At 47.3% G+C, this 18,582-nt stretch carries 14 protein-coding genes; 9 read left to right on the forward strand and 5 right to left on the reverse strand.

Annotated features, from left to right (window positions below; translation table 11 throughout):
- Positions 1–325 precede the first annotated feature (325 nt).
- Positions 326–700 (forward strand): BlaI/MecI/CopY family transcriptional regulator, encoded by a 375-nt coding sequence (locus Q1A08_RS18650; protein WP_299775734.1) that lies wholly within the window; start codon positions 326–328, stop codon positions 698–700.
- Positions 693–2,141, forward strand: a complete 1,449-nt coding sequence (locus Q1A08_RS18655) for a M23/M56 family metallopeptidase (protein WP_299775736.1) — start codon at positions 693–695, stop codon at positions 2,139–2,141. Before Q1A08_RS18650 ends, Q1A08_RS18655 begins: the two co-directional genes overlap by 8 nt.
- A gap of 56 nt (positions 2,142–2,197) precedes the next feature.
- Here the strand turns inward: Q1A08_RS18655 and Q1A08_RS18660 are convergent, their stop codons facing one another.
- The gene (locus Q1A08_RS18660; protein WP_299775738.1) at positions 2,198–2,791 is read right to left on the reverse strand and encodes a 2-hydroxychromene-2-carboxylate isomerase; all 594 of its coding nucleotides are present in this window, start codon (positions 2,789–2,791) and stop codon (positions 2,198–2,200) included.
- Positions 2,792–3,025: 234 nt separating this feature from the next.
- Between Q1A08_RS18660 and Q1A08_RS18665 the strand changes: the two genes are divergently transcribed.
- Positions 3,026–3,919 (forward strand): DMT family transporter, encoded by an 894-nt coding sequence (locus Q1A08_RS18665; RefSeq protein ID WP_299775740.1) that lies wholly within the window; start codon positions 3,026–3,028, stop codon positions 3,917–3,919.
- Between the two features lie 93 nt (positions 3,920–4,012).
- On the opposite strand, the gene Q1A08_RS18670 is transcribed toward Q1A08_RS18665, so the two are convergent.
- Positions 4,013–4,276 carry a hypothetical protein gene (locus tag Q1A08_RS18670; RefSeq protein WP_299775742.1) on the reverse strand — a complete coding sequence of 88 codons (264 nt, stop codon included), beginning with the start codon at positions 4,274–4,276 and terminating at the stop codon, positions 4,013–4,015.
- A gap of 312 nt (positions 4,277–4,588) precedes the next feature.
- On the opposite strand from Q1A08_RS18670, the gene Q1A08_RS18675 reads away from it, so the two are divergent.
- The 5 genes from Q1A08_RS18675 (at position 4,589) to Q1A08_RS18695 (ending at position 8,956) form a co-directional block, all read left to right on the forward strand.
- Positions 4,589–4,933 carry a BolA/IbaG family iron-sulfur metabolism protein gene (locus Q1A08_RS18675; protein WP_299775744.1) on the forward strand — a complete coding sequence of 115 codons (345 nt, stop codon included), beginning with the start codon at positions 4,589–4,591 and terminating at the stop codon, positions 4,931–4,933.
- A 3-nt stretch (positions 4,934–4,936) separates the two neighbouring features.
- On the forward strand, positions 4,937–5,947 hold the full coding sequence (locus Q1A08_RS18680) for a rhodanese-related sulfurtransferase (protein ID WP_299775746.1): 1,011 nt from the start codon (positions 4,937–4,939) through the stop codon (positions 5,945–5,947).
- Positions 5,948–5,965: 18 nt separating this feature from the next.
- Positions 5,966–7,345: a hypothetical protein gene (locus tag Q1A08_RS18685; RefSeq protein ID WP_299775748.1), complete on the forward strand. Its 1,380-nt coding sequence runs from the start codon at positions 5,966–5,968 to the stop codon at positions 7,343–7,345.
- A gap of 64 nt (positions 7,346–7,409) precedes the next feature.
- The gene (locus tag Q1A08_RS18690; RefSeq protein WP_299775750.1) at positions 7,410–8,210 is read left to right on the forward strand and encodes a 3-hydroxybutyrate dehydrogenase; all 801 of its coding nucleotides are present in this window, start codon (positions 7,410–7,412) and stop codon (positions 8,208–8,210) included.
- A gap of 80 nt (positions 8,211–8,290) precedes the next feature.
- A complete protein-coding gene (locus Q1A08_RS18695) occupies positions 8,291–8,956 on the forward strand; it encodes a response regulator transcription factor (protein ID WP_299775752.1) in 666 nt (221 codons plus the stop codon).
- Positions 8,957–8,990: 34 nt separating this feature from the next.
- On the opposite strand, the gene Q1A08_RS18700 is transcribed toward Q1A08_RS18695, so the two are convergent.
- From Q1A08_RS18700 to Q1A08_RS18710, 3 genes are all read right to left on the reverse strand, one after another.
- Positions 8,991–12,398: a PAS-domain containing protein gene (locus Q1A08_RS18700; RefSeq protein ID WP_299775754.1), complete on the reverse strand. Its 3,408-nt coding sequence runs from the start codon at positions 12,396–12,398 to the stop codon at positions 8,991–8,993.
- 175 nt (positions 12,399–12,573) lie between these two features.
- The gene (locus Q1A08_RS18705) at positions 12,574–14,529 is read right to left on the reverse strand and encodes a 3-hydroxybutyrate oligomer hydrolase family protein (protein ID WP_299775756.1); all 1,956 of its coding nucleotides are present in this window, start codon (positions 14,527–14,529) and stop codon (positions 12,574–12,576) included.
- Between the two features lie 10 nt (positions 14,530–14,539).
- On the reverse strand, positions 14,540–15,844 hold the full coding sequence (locus tag Q1A08_RS18710) for a GntP family permease (protein ID WP_299775758.1): 1,305 nt from the start codon (positions 15,842–15,844) through the stop codon (positions 14,540–14,542).
- Positions 15,845–16,201: 357 nt separating this feature from the next.
- On the opposite strand from Q1A08_RS18710, the gene Q1A08_RS18715 reads away from it, so the two are divergent.
- On the forward strand, positions 16,202–18,436 hold the full coding sequence (locus Q1A08_RS18715; RefSeq protein WP_299775760.1) for a TonB-dependent receptor: 2,235 nt from the start codon (positions 16,202–16,204) through the stop codon (positions 18,434–18,436).
- Positions 18,437–18,582: the final 146 nt, after the last annotated feature.

Below are 18,582 nucleotides of genomic sequence, written 5' to 3' on the forward strand. Positions count from 1 at the left end.
GGCCTGAGCTCCAACGCCTTTATTCAGAGGTGCCCTAGAAACTCAGCAAAACATATCCCATAGCAAACGCCCTGTATAGTGCTGAAATTGCAAGAGCGCATTGCAGTTTTATATCGCGCCATTTTATATCGCGCCATTTCCTCTTTGACTCTTTTCGAGCTTCTATGGGTGGTCATATTGTTAGCTTGCTACATTGTAGTAGTTATGTTAGTTTTCGCCTGCTACATTGTAGTAGTTTGTAGGTTGAAAGCGGTAGATTGTGAGATTGAAGGCCGCAATAGCTGAAGAGCCAGCGTGCTAAAAAGAAGATAAATGGTAAGAAAAAGTGAAGAGACTTCCAGACCTCAGTAAAGCTGAGTATGAAATATTACGTGAACTTTGGCGATCCGGAGATAGCACGGTTAGGGCCGTTCATGATCAATTGGCTGAATCGACCGATTGGGCATACACGACCACCAAGACCCATATGGATAGAATGGTAAAGCGTGGCTTGTTAAAACGTTATAAAGATTCTGAAGGTAATCAATACAGTGCTCTGCTCAGTAAGCCTGAAGGTCTAGTTAAGATGGTACGTTATTTTGCCGAGCGTGTCCTAGAGCTTGATGGCAAATCCGTGGTTTCGATGTTTGCGAAAAGTGAGGCGCTAAGCCCACAAGAGATTAAGCAGCTGCGTGAACTATTGGAGAAAGATGATGACTGATTTGATAGCGCTATGGCTAGATTTTTTGTATCAGCAGTCCCTTTGGGCAGCAGTCCTCTTTCCGGGGATATTACTTGCTGTGTATGGTTTACGTAAGTCTTATCCGGGCATGCTGGTGGTTATCTGGTTGTTAATTCCATTGCGTTTGCTCGCACCTACTGATTTGTCATTTGAATACAGCTTAGCGAGCTGGATTGGAAACTTGCCTGTAGAGTTTAGCGAGCCGGCATCGGCAGTTGATGAGCCTTGGCATCAGTCACAGATTGAAGCTGTTGCCAGCACTTCGCTGGTCGAGCAGAATCTTTCGGCTTGGCAGTATTTACTCTTTGTTCTGTGGCTAAGTGGTTTTACCTTCTCTTTAATAAGCTTTTTAAGGGCTAGAGATAATCTCAGCAAACAAATCAAAGGTGCAATAGCCCTAGAATCTGGTGAGGATCTACAAACCCTGAAAAATGCGCAGCATGATTTATCATGCCGAAGAAATGTGAAACTTTTTAAAAGCAAAGACGCCCATTCAGCCTTTACGCTAGGAACTGTAAACCCTGTTATATGCTTGCCAGGAAAGCTGTGGGACGAATTGGATGTGCAAGATCGCCGCGCCATTATTTATCACGAGCTCGCTCATGTGAAGGCCTATGATGATCTATTGTTATGCTGCCTGAACCTAATACGTTGCCTGTTCTTTTTTCACCCTGCGATGTGCTATGCGCAGGCTCAGATCACCCAGCAACGTGAGAGGCTCACCGATATAGTAGTGGTGCAAAATTCTTCTCTAGAGCCCAAGCAATATGCCAAGGCCTTATTGAACTACATCGAAAAATCAACATTGAATCGCTTTGCGAGTGTTGCCCCCAGTGTTGGTGGCCAGTATTTACTAGTGAAATTAAGGATAGAAGCAATGGTTGAAAATAGATTGAACTACGGTTTTGCACACAAGTTATCGAGTCTACTATTGATGATTTGCTTGCTGAGTTTTGTTTTGCCAATGGAGGCTTGGTCTGAAAGTCATGGCAAGGTAAGCGGAGAAAACAGCCAGTCAAAAAACTTGCTGTTTAAAAGGCCCTTGCTCAGTAAAAAAATCTCGTCGGCTTTTGGTATGCGAAAGCACCCAATAAGTGGCAAATTAAAACAGCATAATGGTATCGACTTACCAGCTAGCCTCGGTAGCCATGTGTTTGCAGTTGCCGATGGTAAGGTTGTAAAGGTGGTCGAAGATAGAGGCTCCAAACCCAGATATGTCTATATTGATCATGGCCAAGGGGTGGTCAGTCGATATTTCCAGCTTGGGAATATTCAAGTCAAAGAAAATGATTGGGTTCGCTCTGGCCAGCAGATCGCAGAAATAGGATCGCCTTATCGTGGAACCGGCCCGCACCTACATTTTGAAGTTATGAAAAGCAAAGAGCATGTCGACCCGATGAGCTTCTTCGAGACGTTTTAAGATCTTTAGGATACGGTGGGCATGCTGCCCACCGCGCTTGTTGGCAGATTGCCGAGTTAAGCCTTTGCTAAGAGCTCTTCAACAAAGTCCAGTCGATCTTGACCAAAGAACATCTCTCCTTCTAAGAACATGGTAGGTGCGCCAAAGATTTTTCTTTCCGCAGCCTGTTCAGTGGCTGCAATTAATTCAGCTTTAACCTCATCGCTCTGGCTAAGCTCTATAAGTGCTTTTGCATCCAAGCCCGCTTCGAGCAATGTGCTGTTAACAACGTCCATATCCCCCATATTCTTTTCTTGCTGCCAAATGGCTTGGTAAACGCAATCGACATACTGTGCAAAGCATTTCAGCTTTTGGGCTGCTATGGCGGCACGCATTAAATAAAGAGTGTTGATAGGGAAGTGTGGGTTGAATTTGAGTTCCACCTGGTAGCGCTTAGCAAAACGAGGCAGATCATGGACAAGCATATATTCACCTTTTGCCGGGATGGCGATCGGTGAAGTATTGCTCGTTGCCTTAAAAATACCACCGAGTAGCATTGGGCGATATTCTACCTGGCAGTCATACTGCTTCGATAATTGTTGTAAGCGCATATGGGCTAGAAACGCTGTGGGGCTGCCGAAGTCAAAATAGAACTCTATGGTTTTGCTCATTATTATCTCCCTAGCTATACCCTGTGTTGGGATTAAGCCTTGTTAGCGGTAATTTGAATTGCTGATTTAATTTGTAATAAAGAGGTTCCAATATGGAACCTATAATAGATTTCTTACGAACTCTGGTCAAAGAGTTTCTCCAAGGCCTGTTCCGAAAAGCGCTAGTGTCGTCTTGGGTCATCTGTTTTAATGTGCCCCTGCCTGTTCTAGGCATCTTTGCTTAAGGGGAAGTTTGTGTCGTTCAAAGACAGTGTCATGCTGGTTCTGCTGGCCGCCATATGGGGTGGCTCTTTCTTGTTTATGCGTTATGCCGTCCCTGAATTTGGCGTTGCCCCGCTAATTTTTTTACGCGTTGGCTTAGCTGCTTTGTTTTTGCTGCCATTGCTGCTGTGGCAGGGCAAGTTGGCAGGCTTGAAGAAAGTTTGGCATTTGAGCTTTATTAATGGGTGGGCAAATTCGGCGATTCCCTTTTGCCTTATTGCTTATTCATTACTGACCCTGAGCTCTGGCTTTGCCTCTATCTTAAACGCTGTAACCCCTATAGCTACGGCCATCGTGGGTCTGATTTGGCTAGGTGAAAGAATGCCGCTGCTTAAGAGTATAGGGATGTTGATTGGCATCGCGGGGGTAACCTTGCTGGCTTGGAATAAGCTCTATGTTAGCCAAGACGATACCGTGCAAGTGGCCTTGGCGATTGCTGCAGGCGTCGTTGCCACCTTGTTTTATGCCATATCGGCGATTTTTACTAAGCGCTACCTAAATGGTGTCGACAGTATGGTTTTATCTACAGGCTCTATGTTGGGGGCAAGCCTGCTATTGCTGCCCTTAGCGTTAATCTATTGGCCTGATCAATCACCAAGTATGCTCAGTTGGCTGGCGGCCATCGCCTTGGCTATTGTGTGCTCGGCCTTAGCCTATTTGATGTTTTTCCGCTTGATTCATACAGTTGGGCCGGCGCGGGCGACAACGGTAACCTTTATTGTCCCGGTATTTGGCATGCTATGGGGCGCGACTTTGCTTAACGAAGAAGTCTCAATGTTTATGCTGCTCGCTTCTGCGGTGACCTTATTGGGTACTGGCTTGGCCACCGGGGTGATTTCAGGGCGTGGAACTGAAAAGGAAAAATAATACGGCACAGGTGGAATTAGCTTGGGTAAAGGGAATATAACGGGATATCGAAGTAGAGCTAGGTAAGCCCTCGCAAGGGCTCACCGACGAGGCTTAGTTGATAGAAGGCTTGTCTTCTTGGTCAACCAGATTGCTGATCTTGCTGGTAAAGTCCCCAGTCGCTTGGCAGGGTTCTTCGGGGCTCTGTCCTGCCTCCATAAAGGCGAAATAGTCTTCGGTCAGTGTGCGCCCTAAGGCCCTTCTATCAGCCGATTTGCGGCGTTTTCTATGGAAGAGATCCAGCGGGAGATCTTTGCAGCGGTCCTGCTCTAGGCGGCGGTCAGCGCCTTTTCGTCTATCGACAAAAATCTTACTCATATGCATCAAACCTATTGTTACAGCCAAAGTATAGTAGAAAATGATTTAGCTGCATTATCCTTATTTTTAGTATGGTCTAATCTGCTGTCGTATATGGCCCGATGTAATCGGCCATCAAATTGAGCTGCCTGTCACTTTTAAAAGTTCGCTATAATGCGCCTTGTTGTGTTCGAGGTCTAGCCCTCGGCCGGAAATGACCCAGAATTGTGCAGAGCTGCCGAAATCCCTTGTGATCTGTATCTCACTGAGCCCCTTAGCTCCCTGTGAAACTGTTCAGCTGCAGCCTGGTATTAGTAATGAATTAGGACAGATATGTCACAGCAAAGAACAGAAGGCCCAGTTCAGTCGGCCATTATCGAAAAGCTGCAGGCACTTGCGCCCAGCCATCTAGAAGTCGCCAATGAGAGCCATGGCCATAATGTGCCGCCAGGCTCGGAATCGCATTTTAAGGTAGTGCTAGTGAGTGAAGCCTTTAGCGGCTTGCGCCAGGTACCTAGGCATCAAAAAATATACGGCCTTTTAGCCGAGGAAATGGCCGGTCCAGTGCACGCCTTAGCTTTGCATACATTTAGCCCTGAAGAGTGGTCTGAGCAGGCTGTTCCAGAATCCCCGAATTGTTTGGGCGGAAGTCTGCATGACAAGAAGAGCGAGGGTTAGTTGATGAGCTTGCTAGAAGAACGCTATGTCGTCATGGCGCTGTATAAATTTACCCCCTTTGCCGATTTCGCCAATTGGCGCGAAGGCATTCAGTCCGCCATGATGGATCATCACGTAAAAGGCTCCTTGCTGATTGCCGCAGAAGGTATTAATGGCACCGTGGCAGCAGAGCGAGATGGCATTGAGGCGATAAAGAAATATTTAAATAGCATTCCTGCATTGGCTGATTTCAGCTACAAGGAATCCTTCTGTAAAGAGCAGCCTTTTAATCGCAGCAAGGTAAAACTCAAGAAAGAAATTGTGACCATGGGGGTGCCGGCAATTGATCCTCTGAAGGTTGTCGGCAGTTATGTGAAACCCGAAGACTGGAATGCGCTGATTTCTGATCCAGAAGTCGTATTGGTTGATACCCGCAATGATTATGAAGTGGAGCTGGGTACTTTTAAGGGGGCGCTAGACCCCAACACAACAAGCTTTCGCGAATTCCCAGACTATGTGGCGAAAACTTTAGACCCCAACAAACACAAGAAAGTCGCTATGTTCTGCACCGGTGGTATTCGCTGTGAGAAATCTACGGCCTATATGAAAGAGCAGGGTTTTGAGGAGGTTTATCACCTAGAGGGCGGCATCTTAAAGTATCTAGAAGAGGTGGACGAAAAAGAAAGTCTTTGGGAAGGCGAGTGTTTTGTATTCGATGGCCGTGTGACTGTTGATCATCAATTGCAGCCTGGCCACTATGAGCTTTGCCATGGCTGCCGACACCCGATAGATGAGGACGCACGTAATTCGGAAAAATTTGAAGAGGGCGTTAGTTGCCCGAAATGTTTTGACAGCTTGAGCGACGAGCAGCGCCAACGCTTCCGAATGCGCCAACAGCAAATCCAACGTGCAAAAGCACAGGGTCAGGATCATATTGGTGGTGATGTGCATAGCTTGCAAGAGCAAAACCGTGCGCGCAAACAAGCCTTAAAGGCCGCCCAGCGTGAAGCCAGTTTAGCGGCGCAACGCAAATAGTAAAGGCTTATAAAGCCAATGAAAAAGAGTAACAGCATTGTTTCTCAGTATCTAAAAACACTGCTGTTGCTTTCTTTGTTCTTACAGGCATCCTGTTCCCAGCTGCCTTTAAATAGTCCGTCATCTTCCAAACTTAAGTCTTTATTAGTTGCTTGTGAGAGAGCTGATGTCACGACTTCCCCGCAGTTTATTCATCATCCTCATTGGCCAGTATTGGCGGCTAACCGTTTTTTATTAAGCTATCAAAAACAGCCGCTTAGTTTTAAGCAGTGGCAAGCATGGCTTGATGAGCTTTCTGCTTTGCAGCAGGGGAATGGTAAATCAGCAGTGCAGTCAAAGTCCTGTATGAAAGTGCTGCGCAGTGATGCGGTTTACCAATTACGTGAAGAACTCTTCAGCGAGTGGCATTCAAGCCTCTATGCCGCTTGGCCTGTGATCGCCGATATTATGAAGCCCTTTGTAAATCGTGCCGTTGAACAAGAAATAGAACACAATAAAGGCATTGAAAAGCAATTTCGCGCGGTAGCACATCCATTAGATATGGGAATGCTAAAGGATTATCAGTGGTATGGCCGAAGTATTAACTCAAACCACAGTTTTCAAATGTCTGATATACCACTTAGTCCATTGGGTTTGCCTGAGTTGAGTGCACTGCAAAGAGAAGCATTGCTTGATAAATGGCAGCCGCTTTGGGCAATAAATAGCATGGCTGAAAATGATCGTCCGCTAAGCTTAGCTAGAGTATCGGGAGAGTTGCAGATTGATAAATCGCCAAGTATTTACCGATATATTAGTTATGGTAGATTGCAAGGCGAGATTATTTTGCAACTCAATTATGTGATTTGGTTTGCGGAGCGAAAACCAGAAGGTTGGATTGATCTTTTAGCTGGGCAGTTCGATGGGATTCAGCTTCGCAGTCATTTGGACTTACAAGGCAATGTCCTAGCCTATGACGCAATGCATAGCTGTGGTTGTTGGTATCAGCTGTTTAGTTCGCCCAAATTACGTCAGACTAAAAAGGCAGAAGGCGAGCCTGTGTATCTATCGTCCTTTTGGCCGGGTAACAAAGCCCCGATAGTTGTCCTTTCTGCCAACCAGCATCAGTTGCGGGCATTGCTGCCATGGCGAGATCGAGCTTGGGAGGTAGCAGACAAAGAGCTTATCTCGCTTAATAGCAAGCCTTATAGTGAGTTGGAAAGTTTGTTTGATAAACAAGGCTTGCTAGCAGAGTCCATTCGCTTGGAGCGGTTCTTGTTTGCGCCTTTGGGGGTAAAGGCTGCGGGCAGCATGCGCAGCCGTGGGCGCCACCAAATTGCTTTTACCAGTGAACGCTATTTTGACCAGCCTGATTTGCTTGAAAGTCTGGGTTTCGAAAGGGTTGAGCCAAGATCCGACTAAGGTCTTAGGGGCAAGCCTGCATGGCCTTGCTACAGTAGCGCCTCAATGAATAGATGAGGTTAATATGAGTACAGCAGCTTCCGCCAAATTGAATAAAGTCGCCCTAGTAACCGGCAGCAGCAGTGGTATCGGTCTCGGTATTGCCCGTCAGTTGGCCGCTGCAGGCTATGATCTCATGTTGCATGGCTTAATGGATGTAACCGAGGGGCAGGCAATGGCCGCAAGCTTTGCCGAGCAGCATCAAGTTCGCAGCAGTTTCAGCGATGCGGATTTAAGGGATCCGACTGCTGTAAAGGCCTTAGTGGAGCAGTGTATCGAAGAGTTAGGCAGTGTCGATATCTTGGTCAACAATGCGGGGATTCAGCACACCGAGCGCCTTGAAGACTTCCCTGAACAAAAATGGCATGACATTATCGCCATTAATCTCAACAGTGCATTTTTTGCTATGCAGGCGGCGATTCCAGCGATGCGTGAGCGTGGTTGGGGGCGAATCATTAATATTGCCTCGGTTCACGGTTTGGTCGCTTCTGCTCAGAAATCGGCCTACTGTGCAGCCAAGCATGGTGTGGTAGGGCTTACAAAAGTTGCCGCCTTAGAAAATGCTGATGCTGGGATTACCGTCAACGCTATCTGCCCGGGTTGGGTTGAGACAGATCTAGTAAAACCACAAATTCAAGCCATAGCTGATCAGCAATCGGTTTCCTATGAGCAGGCGCGCGCCGAGTTGGTTGGACAAAAGCAAGCCATGACCAGTATGACTCAGCCTGCTATGCTTGGAGCCTTAGCGGTCTTTTTGTGTTCCGACGATGCCGCTACAATGACAGGGACTGCTTTACCTGTTGACGGTGCTTGGACATCCCAATAATAGCGGAGCTGTTAATTGGGCGAAGTTAGATTGTCCAATTTTTCTATTTTGTGTCTGCTTAGTTAGAGTTAAAGAAAACCATGATTAAATTGATAGTCGCCGATGATCATCCCCTATACCGTGCGGCATTAAGTCAAACCTTAGCCCAGGCCTTTGATGGCCAAGAAACCTTGTTGTTCGAGGCGCAATCTGTGGCTGAGGTGCATCATCTTCTGGAATCAGAGGAAGATATCGATTTAATCATTTTGGATTTGCATATGCCGGGAGCCCAAGGCTTTTCGGGCTTGATTAACCTGCGTGGTTGTTATCCCGAAATTCCGGTGGTTATGGTTTCTGGTAATGATAGCGTTGATGTGCAAAGCAAAGCGGCCAGTTTCGGTGCGGCGGGTTTTATTTCAAAGTCCTGCGAAACGCCTCAGTTGTTAGAGGCCATGCAAGCCTTATTGGCGGGTGAGCACTGGTTTGGTGAATTGCCCGAAGATAGGGAAAGTGATGAAAAAGAGGAGTTAGCCCAGAAAGTAGCTAGCTTAACTCCGCATCAATTTCGCGTCTTCGTTATGATTGCCCAGGGCTTGCTGAATAAGCAAATCGCTTATCATCTTGGAATCTCCGAGCCGACAGTTAAATCCCATGTAACGGCTATTTTCAAGAAGTTGGGGGTGCGCAAACGTACCGAAGTTATTATTGTCGCCAATAGCTTGAGTGAATCCGTAGAGGATTTAAATCAGCAGATTTTAGAAAGCTAAAATCTGCGCAGTTATTTTTGCTCGCTTCTGATTTCTATTTGCTGATTTTATCGAGCAAAGCTCTAAGCGCTGCCGGCTTGACCGGTTTTTTTAAAAAGTAATGCCCCGCAGCGGTGGCCTGTTGCTTGGCTGTTCCGGTTCTATCCGCTGAAATTATAATCGCCTTCAAGTTATTCTGCTGTTGCCTTTGAATTTGGACTATCCAGTCTAAACCGGTTTCCCCTTGATCAAGATGGTAGTCAGCAATCAGCAGTTCTACGCTTGCTTCGCTCTTTACTTGCTCGATCGAGCTTAGGTGATTTACCCCAAAGCCCCATTGCTCTAATAAAAGGCGCATCGCATCAACGGTATCGCTTTCGTTTTCGATGAGGTAGATAGAGCGCTGCGATCTGTTGTGTAGGGTGGGGATCTTTTCTTGTGGAGCTGGTTCAGTGCTTGCGTTGCAGTGCTTGCTAGCTTTTGCCAGTGGTACGGCTACACGGAAAATACTCCCTTGCCCTACGCTAGATTGAAAGCTCAGAGGTAGTTTGAGCAAGTTGCAGAGTCTTTGTACTGTCGCCAAACCCAAACCTGAGCCTTCTTCATTGACCGCATTTAGGCGGGTAAACTCTTGGAATATGCTCTCATGGCTTTCTTGTGGGATGCCAATGCCGGTGTCCCAAACCTCAAAAACCAGCTCGTCGCTTTTTCTTCTTGCTCCTAGTAACACCTTGCCGGAAGCGGTGTACATAACGCCGTTACTGACGAGGTTTTGGATGATGCGCAACAGCAACTTAGGGTCGCTCTCAATATACGCAGAGCTTTGCTGGCAGCGTAGTTGAATGCCCTTGCGTTCTGCGCTGAGCTGAAAACTATCGCAGGCCGCCTGCATAACTTCGTTGGCTGGGAAAACGCTGTGCTTCGCCTGGATGGCACCACTATCAAGCTTGGCGATATTGAGGAGCTGCGAAATGAGGTATTCGCTGGATTGAATTGCTGAGCCAATGCGATCCAATATGGGCTCTTGATTGCCCAGCTTTTGTTGCAAAGCTTCTGTAAATAAACGGGCAGCGTTTAGGGGCTGCGCTAGATCGTGGCCTGCTTCGGCCAAGAAGCGGGTTTTGTTTTGATCCGCTTCGGCGAGCAGTGAGTTCATACGCTGCAACTCAGCGGTGCGCTCGGCAACTTTTTGCTCGAGAAGATTTTTGTGCTCGGTTAGTTCAGTTAAGGCTCCACGATAATCCGTTATATCCGTATAGGTTGTTACATAGCCACCATCCGGTAAAGGGTTGCCGCGAATTTCTAAAACGGTATTGTCGGCCCTTTGTCTTTCAAAAACATAGGGTTGACGAGCAGCTAGGTAGTCCATGCGTTTTTGAATATGCTCTTCTACATCTCCGGGGCCGCATTGCCCGCGTTCAGCATTAAAGCGAACCAGATCGGCAACCGGGCGACCAACATGAATTAATTTGTCTGGGTAATCGAACAATTCCAAATAACGCTGATTCCAAGCCACTAGCTGTTGGTTGCTGTCGACTACACTAATGCCTTGACTGATGCTATCGATGCTAGATTGCAAGGTGCTTCGGCTGAACTGGAATATTTGAGAAGTTTCTTGTAGCAGTTCCAAGTCTGAATGCAGCTTGGGACGATTTAATTGGCCCGCGTAGCGAATAATATGATTGGCGCTAACGCTGCCGATAACACCTGAGAGCAAGTTCTCAACGAATTCGATAGCTTGATCATCAGCCCACTGCTGCTGTCTTTCACTTTCGGGGTGCTGGCTGTAAAACTGATCCATAGCTAGCTTAGCTTGCTCTGCACCTAAAAAACTGCTGGCTAATCGTTGTAACTGCTGTGGATGAATCAAGCGTTGGGGCAAGTTGGTTTCTTTACGTCGATCCCAAAGGCTAAGGCCAATAAAAGCTAGGCAATTGAAAAACAAGCTCCACAACACACCATTACTGATTGGCGATAAACCATCGATGGCGAAAAGTTGTTGCGGGCGCAATAGCTCGATACTAAACGGACCATTTTCGATAAAGCCTGAGTCAATCCAGCCCGCTAAGGCCAGAGCTGGAGCCAGTAAGGTATAGGCCCAAATAATAAATCCTAGTAGTAATCCACCCAGTACACCTCGGGCGCTGCGGGCTTGCCAAAATAAGGCGGCAATCAATGCAGGAGCGAATTGAGCAACCAATGCCATTGAAAGCAGGCCAATTGAGCCCAAGGCTTCACTGGAGCCTAACCAGCGATAATAAATATAAGAGAGCGCCAACAAGCAAATGATCGCTAGGCGTCTAAACAGGCGTAGGGCTTTACTTAAATCGGGCTGCTCGGCTAACCAGCGACTGCGGTATAGTGCGGGCATGATCAGTTCGTTACTGATCATTGTTGAAACGGCCACGCAAGCCACGATAACCATTGAGCTGCCCGCAGATAGACCGCCGAGATACACTAAAGTGGCCAGTACGCTATCACCGTTTTGCAGGGGCAATAGCAGGGCAAACTTCTCTGGGCTTAAACCTTGCCCTTGCAGCAACAGCAAACCGCCATAGGCAATGGGCAAGATGGCGACGCCAAAGATCAGTAGATAAACGAATAGAATACGGCCCGCAGGTTTTAAATCTTCTTCGTTACGGCTTTCCACAACGAGGGCATGGAACTGTCTTGGGAGGCATAAAATTGCAGCAGCACCTAGCACCAATGCAGCGATAAAGCCTTGGTCCTGCTCGCGACTATTGACGATCTGCTGAACATAGCCGTCACTGTTTATTTCTTGCCACAATTGCCAAGGGCTGTCGAAGTAGTTAAAACAAATGACGAGCGCTAGTAATAAGAAAACCAGAAGCTTCAGCACGGATTCAAAGGCGATGGCCAGCATCAAGCCGTCATGATGCTCATTGCGATCTATGCGGCGAGTGCCAAAAAGAATGGTAAACAGTGCCAACGCAATCGCGGTATAAAGCGCGGTATCTTGCAGTAAAGAGGGCTGGGTAGGTGATTGTGCGCCGCTTACAGTATGGCTAAGGGTATGAAAGCTGCCTGCGATGGCTTTGAGCTGCAGGGAGATGTAGGGCAGCAGAGCAATAACTGAAATGATGGTAATACTAAACGAAAGAGCTCGGCTGCGCCCATAACGGCTACCTAAAAAATCGGCAATTGAAGTGCTGTTTTCCTGTTTGCTGATTCGGATGATTTTCCGCACCAAAGGTGCCGCCAGTATTAAGGTTAACACTGCCCCAATAAAGGTTGGGGGGAACCACCAGCCGTTATACACCGCTTGGCTGGTGGTGCCATAGAAGCTCCAAGCTGTGCAGTAAATAGTGAGGGATAATCCGATCACCCAGGGTTTTACTTTCTCTAACCATGCCTTTGAGGCGCGATCGCCGATATAGGCCACTGCAAATAAGCAGAGCAAATAGGCTATGGAAAGTATAGAAATATCAACTGGGTTGAGCATGCTGTTATTAGACAGTTAAAAAGCTAACACTAACAGGCAAACTAAAAGGGGCCAAGCTTGAAGCTCCAGAAACTCTAAAAAAGTAACCTCAATAAAGCAGCCCCAATAAAGTGGCCTGAAGCTATTTTTGCTTTGGCAACTTGCCCCCGTGGGCTTATGACGCAATAAAATCTATTTACAGCTTGATCCGGTCAGCAGAGATGTCAATATTGCTTGTCTGGCTAAAGTTCGGTACTCCCTTAGCTTCAAGCTTCAATTGCCCCTTACTGTGAACACGCTGATGAGCTGGCAGTGCATTGCCATGCTGTAAATGTTGCCACATAGCATCTAATGCTCGTTCGAAGTAAACATGCATTGGCACTAGATCTTGGCGGAATTCAGGGAAACTGAGTAAGGCATCAAAATGCTGGCCATTATCGATCTCGATATAGCGCACATTGTCGCGATCTGGAAAGCGCTTCGCTCGCAGCACCATATAGGCACGGGCATTATGGTTGGGGCCCACTAAGCTATCGTGGCTACCATGAATGATGATGGCGGGCTTCTTATCAATATCACCGCTTAGCGCCAAGCTTTTCAAATTATTTTGCAATTGCTTGTCTTGGTAGAATTTTGCCAAGCATTGAAAGCCTTCAAAACTGCTGTCGTTTGGATCAAAGATGTTGAGTGGCAGCCCCTTATAGGCAAGGCTAACACCGCCGGTGTTTGGAATGCCGCTACTGAGCCCATAAAGAGCTTGCCTTGCCGCTTTAGGCATTGCCATGGCTTTACCGGCTTGCTGGTATACAAAGCTAAAACCGCAAAGATCATCTTTAACGTCGCGAGCGCCATAAGCATTGGCATAATTAATCGCGATCGATGGCCACAACTGATTAACTACTGCAAAAGCTTGCAAAGAATAGCTTGGGCTTAGCATACCGGTTTTTTCTAGCTGCTCACGTGCGGCGTTGGCTAGATTTTCATTGTCTTTGATAAGACCTGCGCTTTTTAAGTTCTCGCAGCGTTTGTTCAAAGCGGCGTGGGCCAGTTGGCTTGCGCTGTGGAACAGTGAGCTTTCATTGCTTTTTGTGGCGAGTAGTGCACAGGGTTGATACAGCGCATGTTGGATGCCCACATACAGGATATCTTTGGCTGTTCCGCGATAGCTATCCTGCTCATGTTGAACTTCGAACTTGAAGTCCGACGGCACATTTAAGGTTGGTTCTGAAGCCACTACCGCATCAATCCAGTCACTTTTATCAAGCTCGGCCGCTTGGATGACACTATTGCCTCCGTTGGAGATGCTGGCCGCAATAACATTGGTGTTGGGCTTAGTGAAGTAGCGTTTGCTGTCATCGCGGTGATGTTGATTCAAAAGGTAGAAGGCCATCTGTACCGCTTGCAGGGTAAAGCGTCCCCAATCTTTTTCAACGTGCTTGCCACTATGAGCGTGCTTGCTCGCAATGCGTAAATCCTTTGGGTCAAAAACTGTTGCTTGGCCGCCGCTTAAAAGGCCATTGCTTTTATAATTGTCACCATTGTCTAAAAACTGAAAACCGGTACCGGTACCTTTATCGGTGTAGGCTACTGCACAGGAATGTCTTAAGCCCCAATCCCCGGCTGTACCTATAGCTCCCCAGACGCCTCTTGAGCCTGAGCTCGGTGCGGCAATTATGCAGGGCTTTTGGGGATTAAAACTGTCGGGGATCTGGACCACAATATTGGCCGCCAACTCGCCATCCGAATAGTGAATGCTGCTGCTATATTCATGCCCGGCAATAGGTTTTTGTTGCGCGCTTGGCCCATAGAGGCGACCAAATCCCGCATCAGAATTAGTGCTGACAATAGCGCGATAATTGTTATAGATGGCTGCGCGACGTAAGTCTTCTTCGCTAATATTATCTGGGTTTTCTAAGCCGGGTTGTTTTGGATTCTGCAATCCTTGGAAGCCTAAACCGGCGCTCAGCAAGTCGTTACTCTTGCCATCAAAATAGCTGTGTTGGATATCACTGTGCTTGAAATTTAGCAGCTTTGCTTCTTGTGGTATTTTCTCAGAGCTAGCACAAGCGCTAAGACTCAAAAGGCCCATTGCCGCTGCTAGGAGCGTTTTGCTGCTTGGAATAGCCGATGAATGATGACAAATAAAGCTCATAACTTGCTCACTAAATCAGTAATAGGATAGCTAGGGCAGTACCGATTAAAGGTACCACAACCGTTAGGGCGCCCATCGGCCAGTAGGCATCTTTATGGGTTTCGCCGCAAATCGCTCTGATGGTGGTTACCACATAGCCATTGTGAGGTAAGGAATCAAGTGCGCCAGAGGAAATCGCAATTACCCGGTGTAGAGCTTCAGGGTCGACACCTGCATCGACATAGTGAGGCCCTAAAATAGGCAGTGCGATCGACTGGCCGCCAGAGGCTGATCCCGTCAAGGCGGCGATAGTGGTTACGGCGATAGCCGCTCCAATTAAAGCATCACCCGGAATACCGGTGATGGCATCTACCGCCATGGCAAATGCTGGAGAAGCCTTTGCAACTGAACCAAAACCTACTACAGCTGCAGTATTTCCGATGGCCAACAAGGCGCCGGTGGTGGCAACGCCAATGGCTATAGACATATTACCTAAACGCTGTGTGTTAATTAATGCCGCAGCGATACAGCCGGCCAGCAAGGCGACAATAAGTGCGTATTTGCCGTATATCTCATGAGTAAAAAACGTTACTCCAAGAACGGCGGCTATTGGAATCATCGCTAAAACAGGAGAGGGAAGCTTATGCTCGCTAACTTCTTTATCTCCATCGCGCGCAACAAATTGTTCTCCATTGGCGACTGCTTTTTTCAACATGAACTGCAGCCAGATAAAACCCATCGCGGCCATTGCAACGGCGACCACAGCACTGACTTCCCAGGCGGCATATGGCGAGGTGCCTAGATGTTCGATTGGAATCCAGTTTTGAATTTCTGGTGAGCCGGCTGAAGTCATAGTGAAGGTGACGGAGCCAAAGGCCATTACGGCAGGAATAAAGCGCCTTGGTAAGTTCGCGCGTTTAAACAAGCTCACGGCCATTGGATATGCGGCAAAAGCGACCACAAAAACTGAAACGCCGCCATAAGTTAAAATCGCGCAAGCAAGAACTACCGCCAGTGCTGCATTGTGTTGGCCAATATGGCTAGTAATCCACAGTGCGATGCTATCGGCGCTGCCACTGTCTTCCATCAGCTTGCCAAATAGAGAGCCCAGCAAAAACATAAAAAACCATGCCGCAACAAAACCACTGAAGCCGCCCATATAGCTGGTAACAAAGCTGACCGCGGATTTATCATCGAGTGGCGGAAACATATGCAGACCACTAGTAAAGGCCACAATCAAGGCACACAGTGGCGCAGCAATCAAAAGATTCATTCCGCGGATTGTTAAGACGATTAACAAGGTTAATGCGCCTGCTAGACCAATAATACTTAACATTGTGTGTCCTTAGGGCCTGGCAATGTCTTTGCAATGCCATTATTAGTAAAGGTACACATTGTTGATGTTGTCAGGTTCCGACTCCACTATACCTTGGTAGGAAGGTCGAATTTATTCACGTTCAAAAATTACCTCAGGGCTGAGCTTGATGCCTTTAAATGAAGGGTTTGGGAGCCAGCAGCAACTTTAGCTTGCCTGGGTGATCATACCTTGGTCTAGAGGCCAGTAGAAAAAAGATCCAGTACAGTGATGAGCAATAAGAAAAACTGGTGAGTAAAAGCGTCTAAACAGACATTACAGTCACCACATAAACTGCACTACAAAATTATAAAGCTAAAAGAGAATAGGACTGAGACGATGAAACAGCCTTCATTTACCCTTAAGTGCTTGCCCCAAGCGATTGTCGCTATCGGACTGAGTGCTGGCATTACTGCCCCCCAGGTTTTCGCCCAAGAGACCATTGCCCTTGAAGAAGTCACAGTAACCGCGCAGCGCCGTGAGCAATCGTTGCAGGATGTGCCAATTGCCGTAACGGCATTTAGCGCCGATGCTTTGGAACAAGCTGGCACTGCGACTATCGTAGATCTTCAGCGTTCTGCGCCAAACACCACCTTGCAAGTAAGCCGTGGTACCAATAGTACATTGACCGCTTATGTTCGTGGTATTGGTCAGGCAGACCCGCTTTGGGGTTTTGAGCCTGGTGTTGGTTTGTATGTCGATGATGTGTACTTGGCTCGCCCTCAGGCTGGTGTGCTCGATGTTTATGATGTAGAGCGTGTGGAAGTTCTTCGTGGTCCACAGGGTACGTTGTACGGTAAAAATACCATTGGTGGTGCGGTTAAATACGTGACCAAACGTTTAACTGGTGAGCCGGAATTTACCGCCAAAGCCGCTGTGGGCTCTTATGGTCAGCGCGAGATCGAATTATCCGGTCAAATGCCTTTGATTGAGAATGAACTCTCTATCGGCGGGGCGATCTCCCGCAAAAAGCGCGACGGTTTTGGTACCTTTTTGCAAAGCGGTGAAGAGAACTATAACAAGGATATTTTTTCCGCTCGTTTAAGTATGGAATATACCCCTAGCGAGAACTTGTTCATCAGACTGGCGACCGATATGTCAGATGATGATTCCAATGCTAAGGGTGGCCATCGTTTAACGCCAAGTTTGCGTATCCCTACCGAGGTGACTCCGGGTAACGTATTCGATTCTAATGCGGATATGGACACTAACAATGAAGTGAAGAGCTCAGGTGGTTCTTTAACGGTTGAGTACGATGTTAGTAATCAACTAACCTTTAAATCGATAACCGCTTACCGAGAAGGTGAAACCTACACCAATATCGATTTTGATAATACTTCCTTGCCTTCTTTGCATGTTCCTGCGGTTTATGATGATCATCAGGCTTCGCAAGAATTTCAATTAAAGTTTGAAGGTGAAGGCGTCAACGGTATTGCGGGTGTTTACTATTACACCGGAAATGCATCGGGTGCGTTTGATGTACTTTTGGGAGCATTCGATGGCTTTTTTGGCCCTGCCTTGCCGGGTAATTTTAACGCTTTGACTGCAGGTAATGTAGATACCGATAGCTATTCAATCTTTGCCGATGCGACTTTCGATATTTCCGATAAGCTGAGCTTAAATTTGGGCGGACGCTACACCCGGGATGAAAAAGAAGCAACGGTATTTAAACAAACCCAAGGGGTAAATGGCCGTTCGGATCGATTGGGTGGTGTGGTCTTAGGATTCTTCCCTGCTGCAACAGATTACACAAACTCTGATACTTGGAGTGAGTTCACTTTCCGCGCCGGCGCAAATTACCAGTTAAATGACGATTCAATGGTGTATGCCTCTTTTGCTCAAGGTTTTAAGGCCGGCGGCTTTGATATGCGCGGCGATGCGACCAAGCTACCATCGACTGTTGACGGTTATGATCCTGAAACAGTGGACACTTGGGAAGTCGGCGTTAAATCCGAGCTATTGAACAAGCGTCTGCGCCTAAATGCCGCCCTATTCTATAGTGATTATGAAGACGTACAGGTTACTGTGCAGCAATCAGCTGATGGCGGTTCTAACTTCGTATCCGCAGTATTGAACGCCGGTGCCGCAACCATTCAAGGTGGTGAATTGGAAGCCGTTGCTCAGCTGAGCAAAGATTTAACGGCTGAGTTTACCCTTGGCTATATTGATGCTGAATTCGATGAGATTATCTCCGGTGGTGTGAACGTAGCGAATACTTGGGAATTTGCCAATACACCTGATGTGACTAGCTCTTTACGCTTCGTTTACAACCATGATCTTGGTGATAACGGCAGCTTGGTAGCTTCTACTAGCCTAGCTTATCGTGGCGAAACTCAGATATTCCCACAGGTCGCTTCTCTAGTCGATGAAGACGCCTACACGCTTTGGGATGCCTCGGTAATTTGGTATGCCCCTGACGAGCATTGGACAGTTGGTCTTCATGGTAAAAACCTAAGCGATAAAGAGTACCGCGTAGGTGGTTACAACTTCGCCAACTTAGGTTTGGAATCTTCGGTGATCGGTTACTACGGTGACCCACGTACCGTGACTTTAAGTGTGCAGTACAAAATGTAGTTCTCCACCTTCTGTGCTACCCGGGCAATGCCCGGGTTTTTTTTGAGTGCTCTTTACCTACTGTTGTTATCAAAATTCCTATTTTGATAACAACGTCGTCGCGTCCCAGCTGGCGCATTTGTGTGAAAATGCTGGCGGGTACGTGA

Origin of the sequence: uncultured Pseudoteredinibacter sp., assembly GCF_947500695.1 — a bacterium.
Classification (GTDB): Bacteria; Pseudomonadota; Gammaproteobacteria; order Pseudomonadales; family Cellvibrionaceae; genus Pseudoteredinibacter.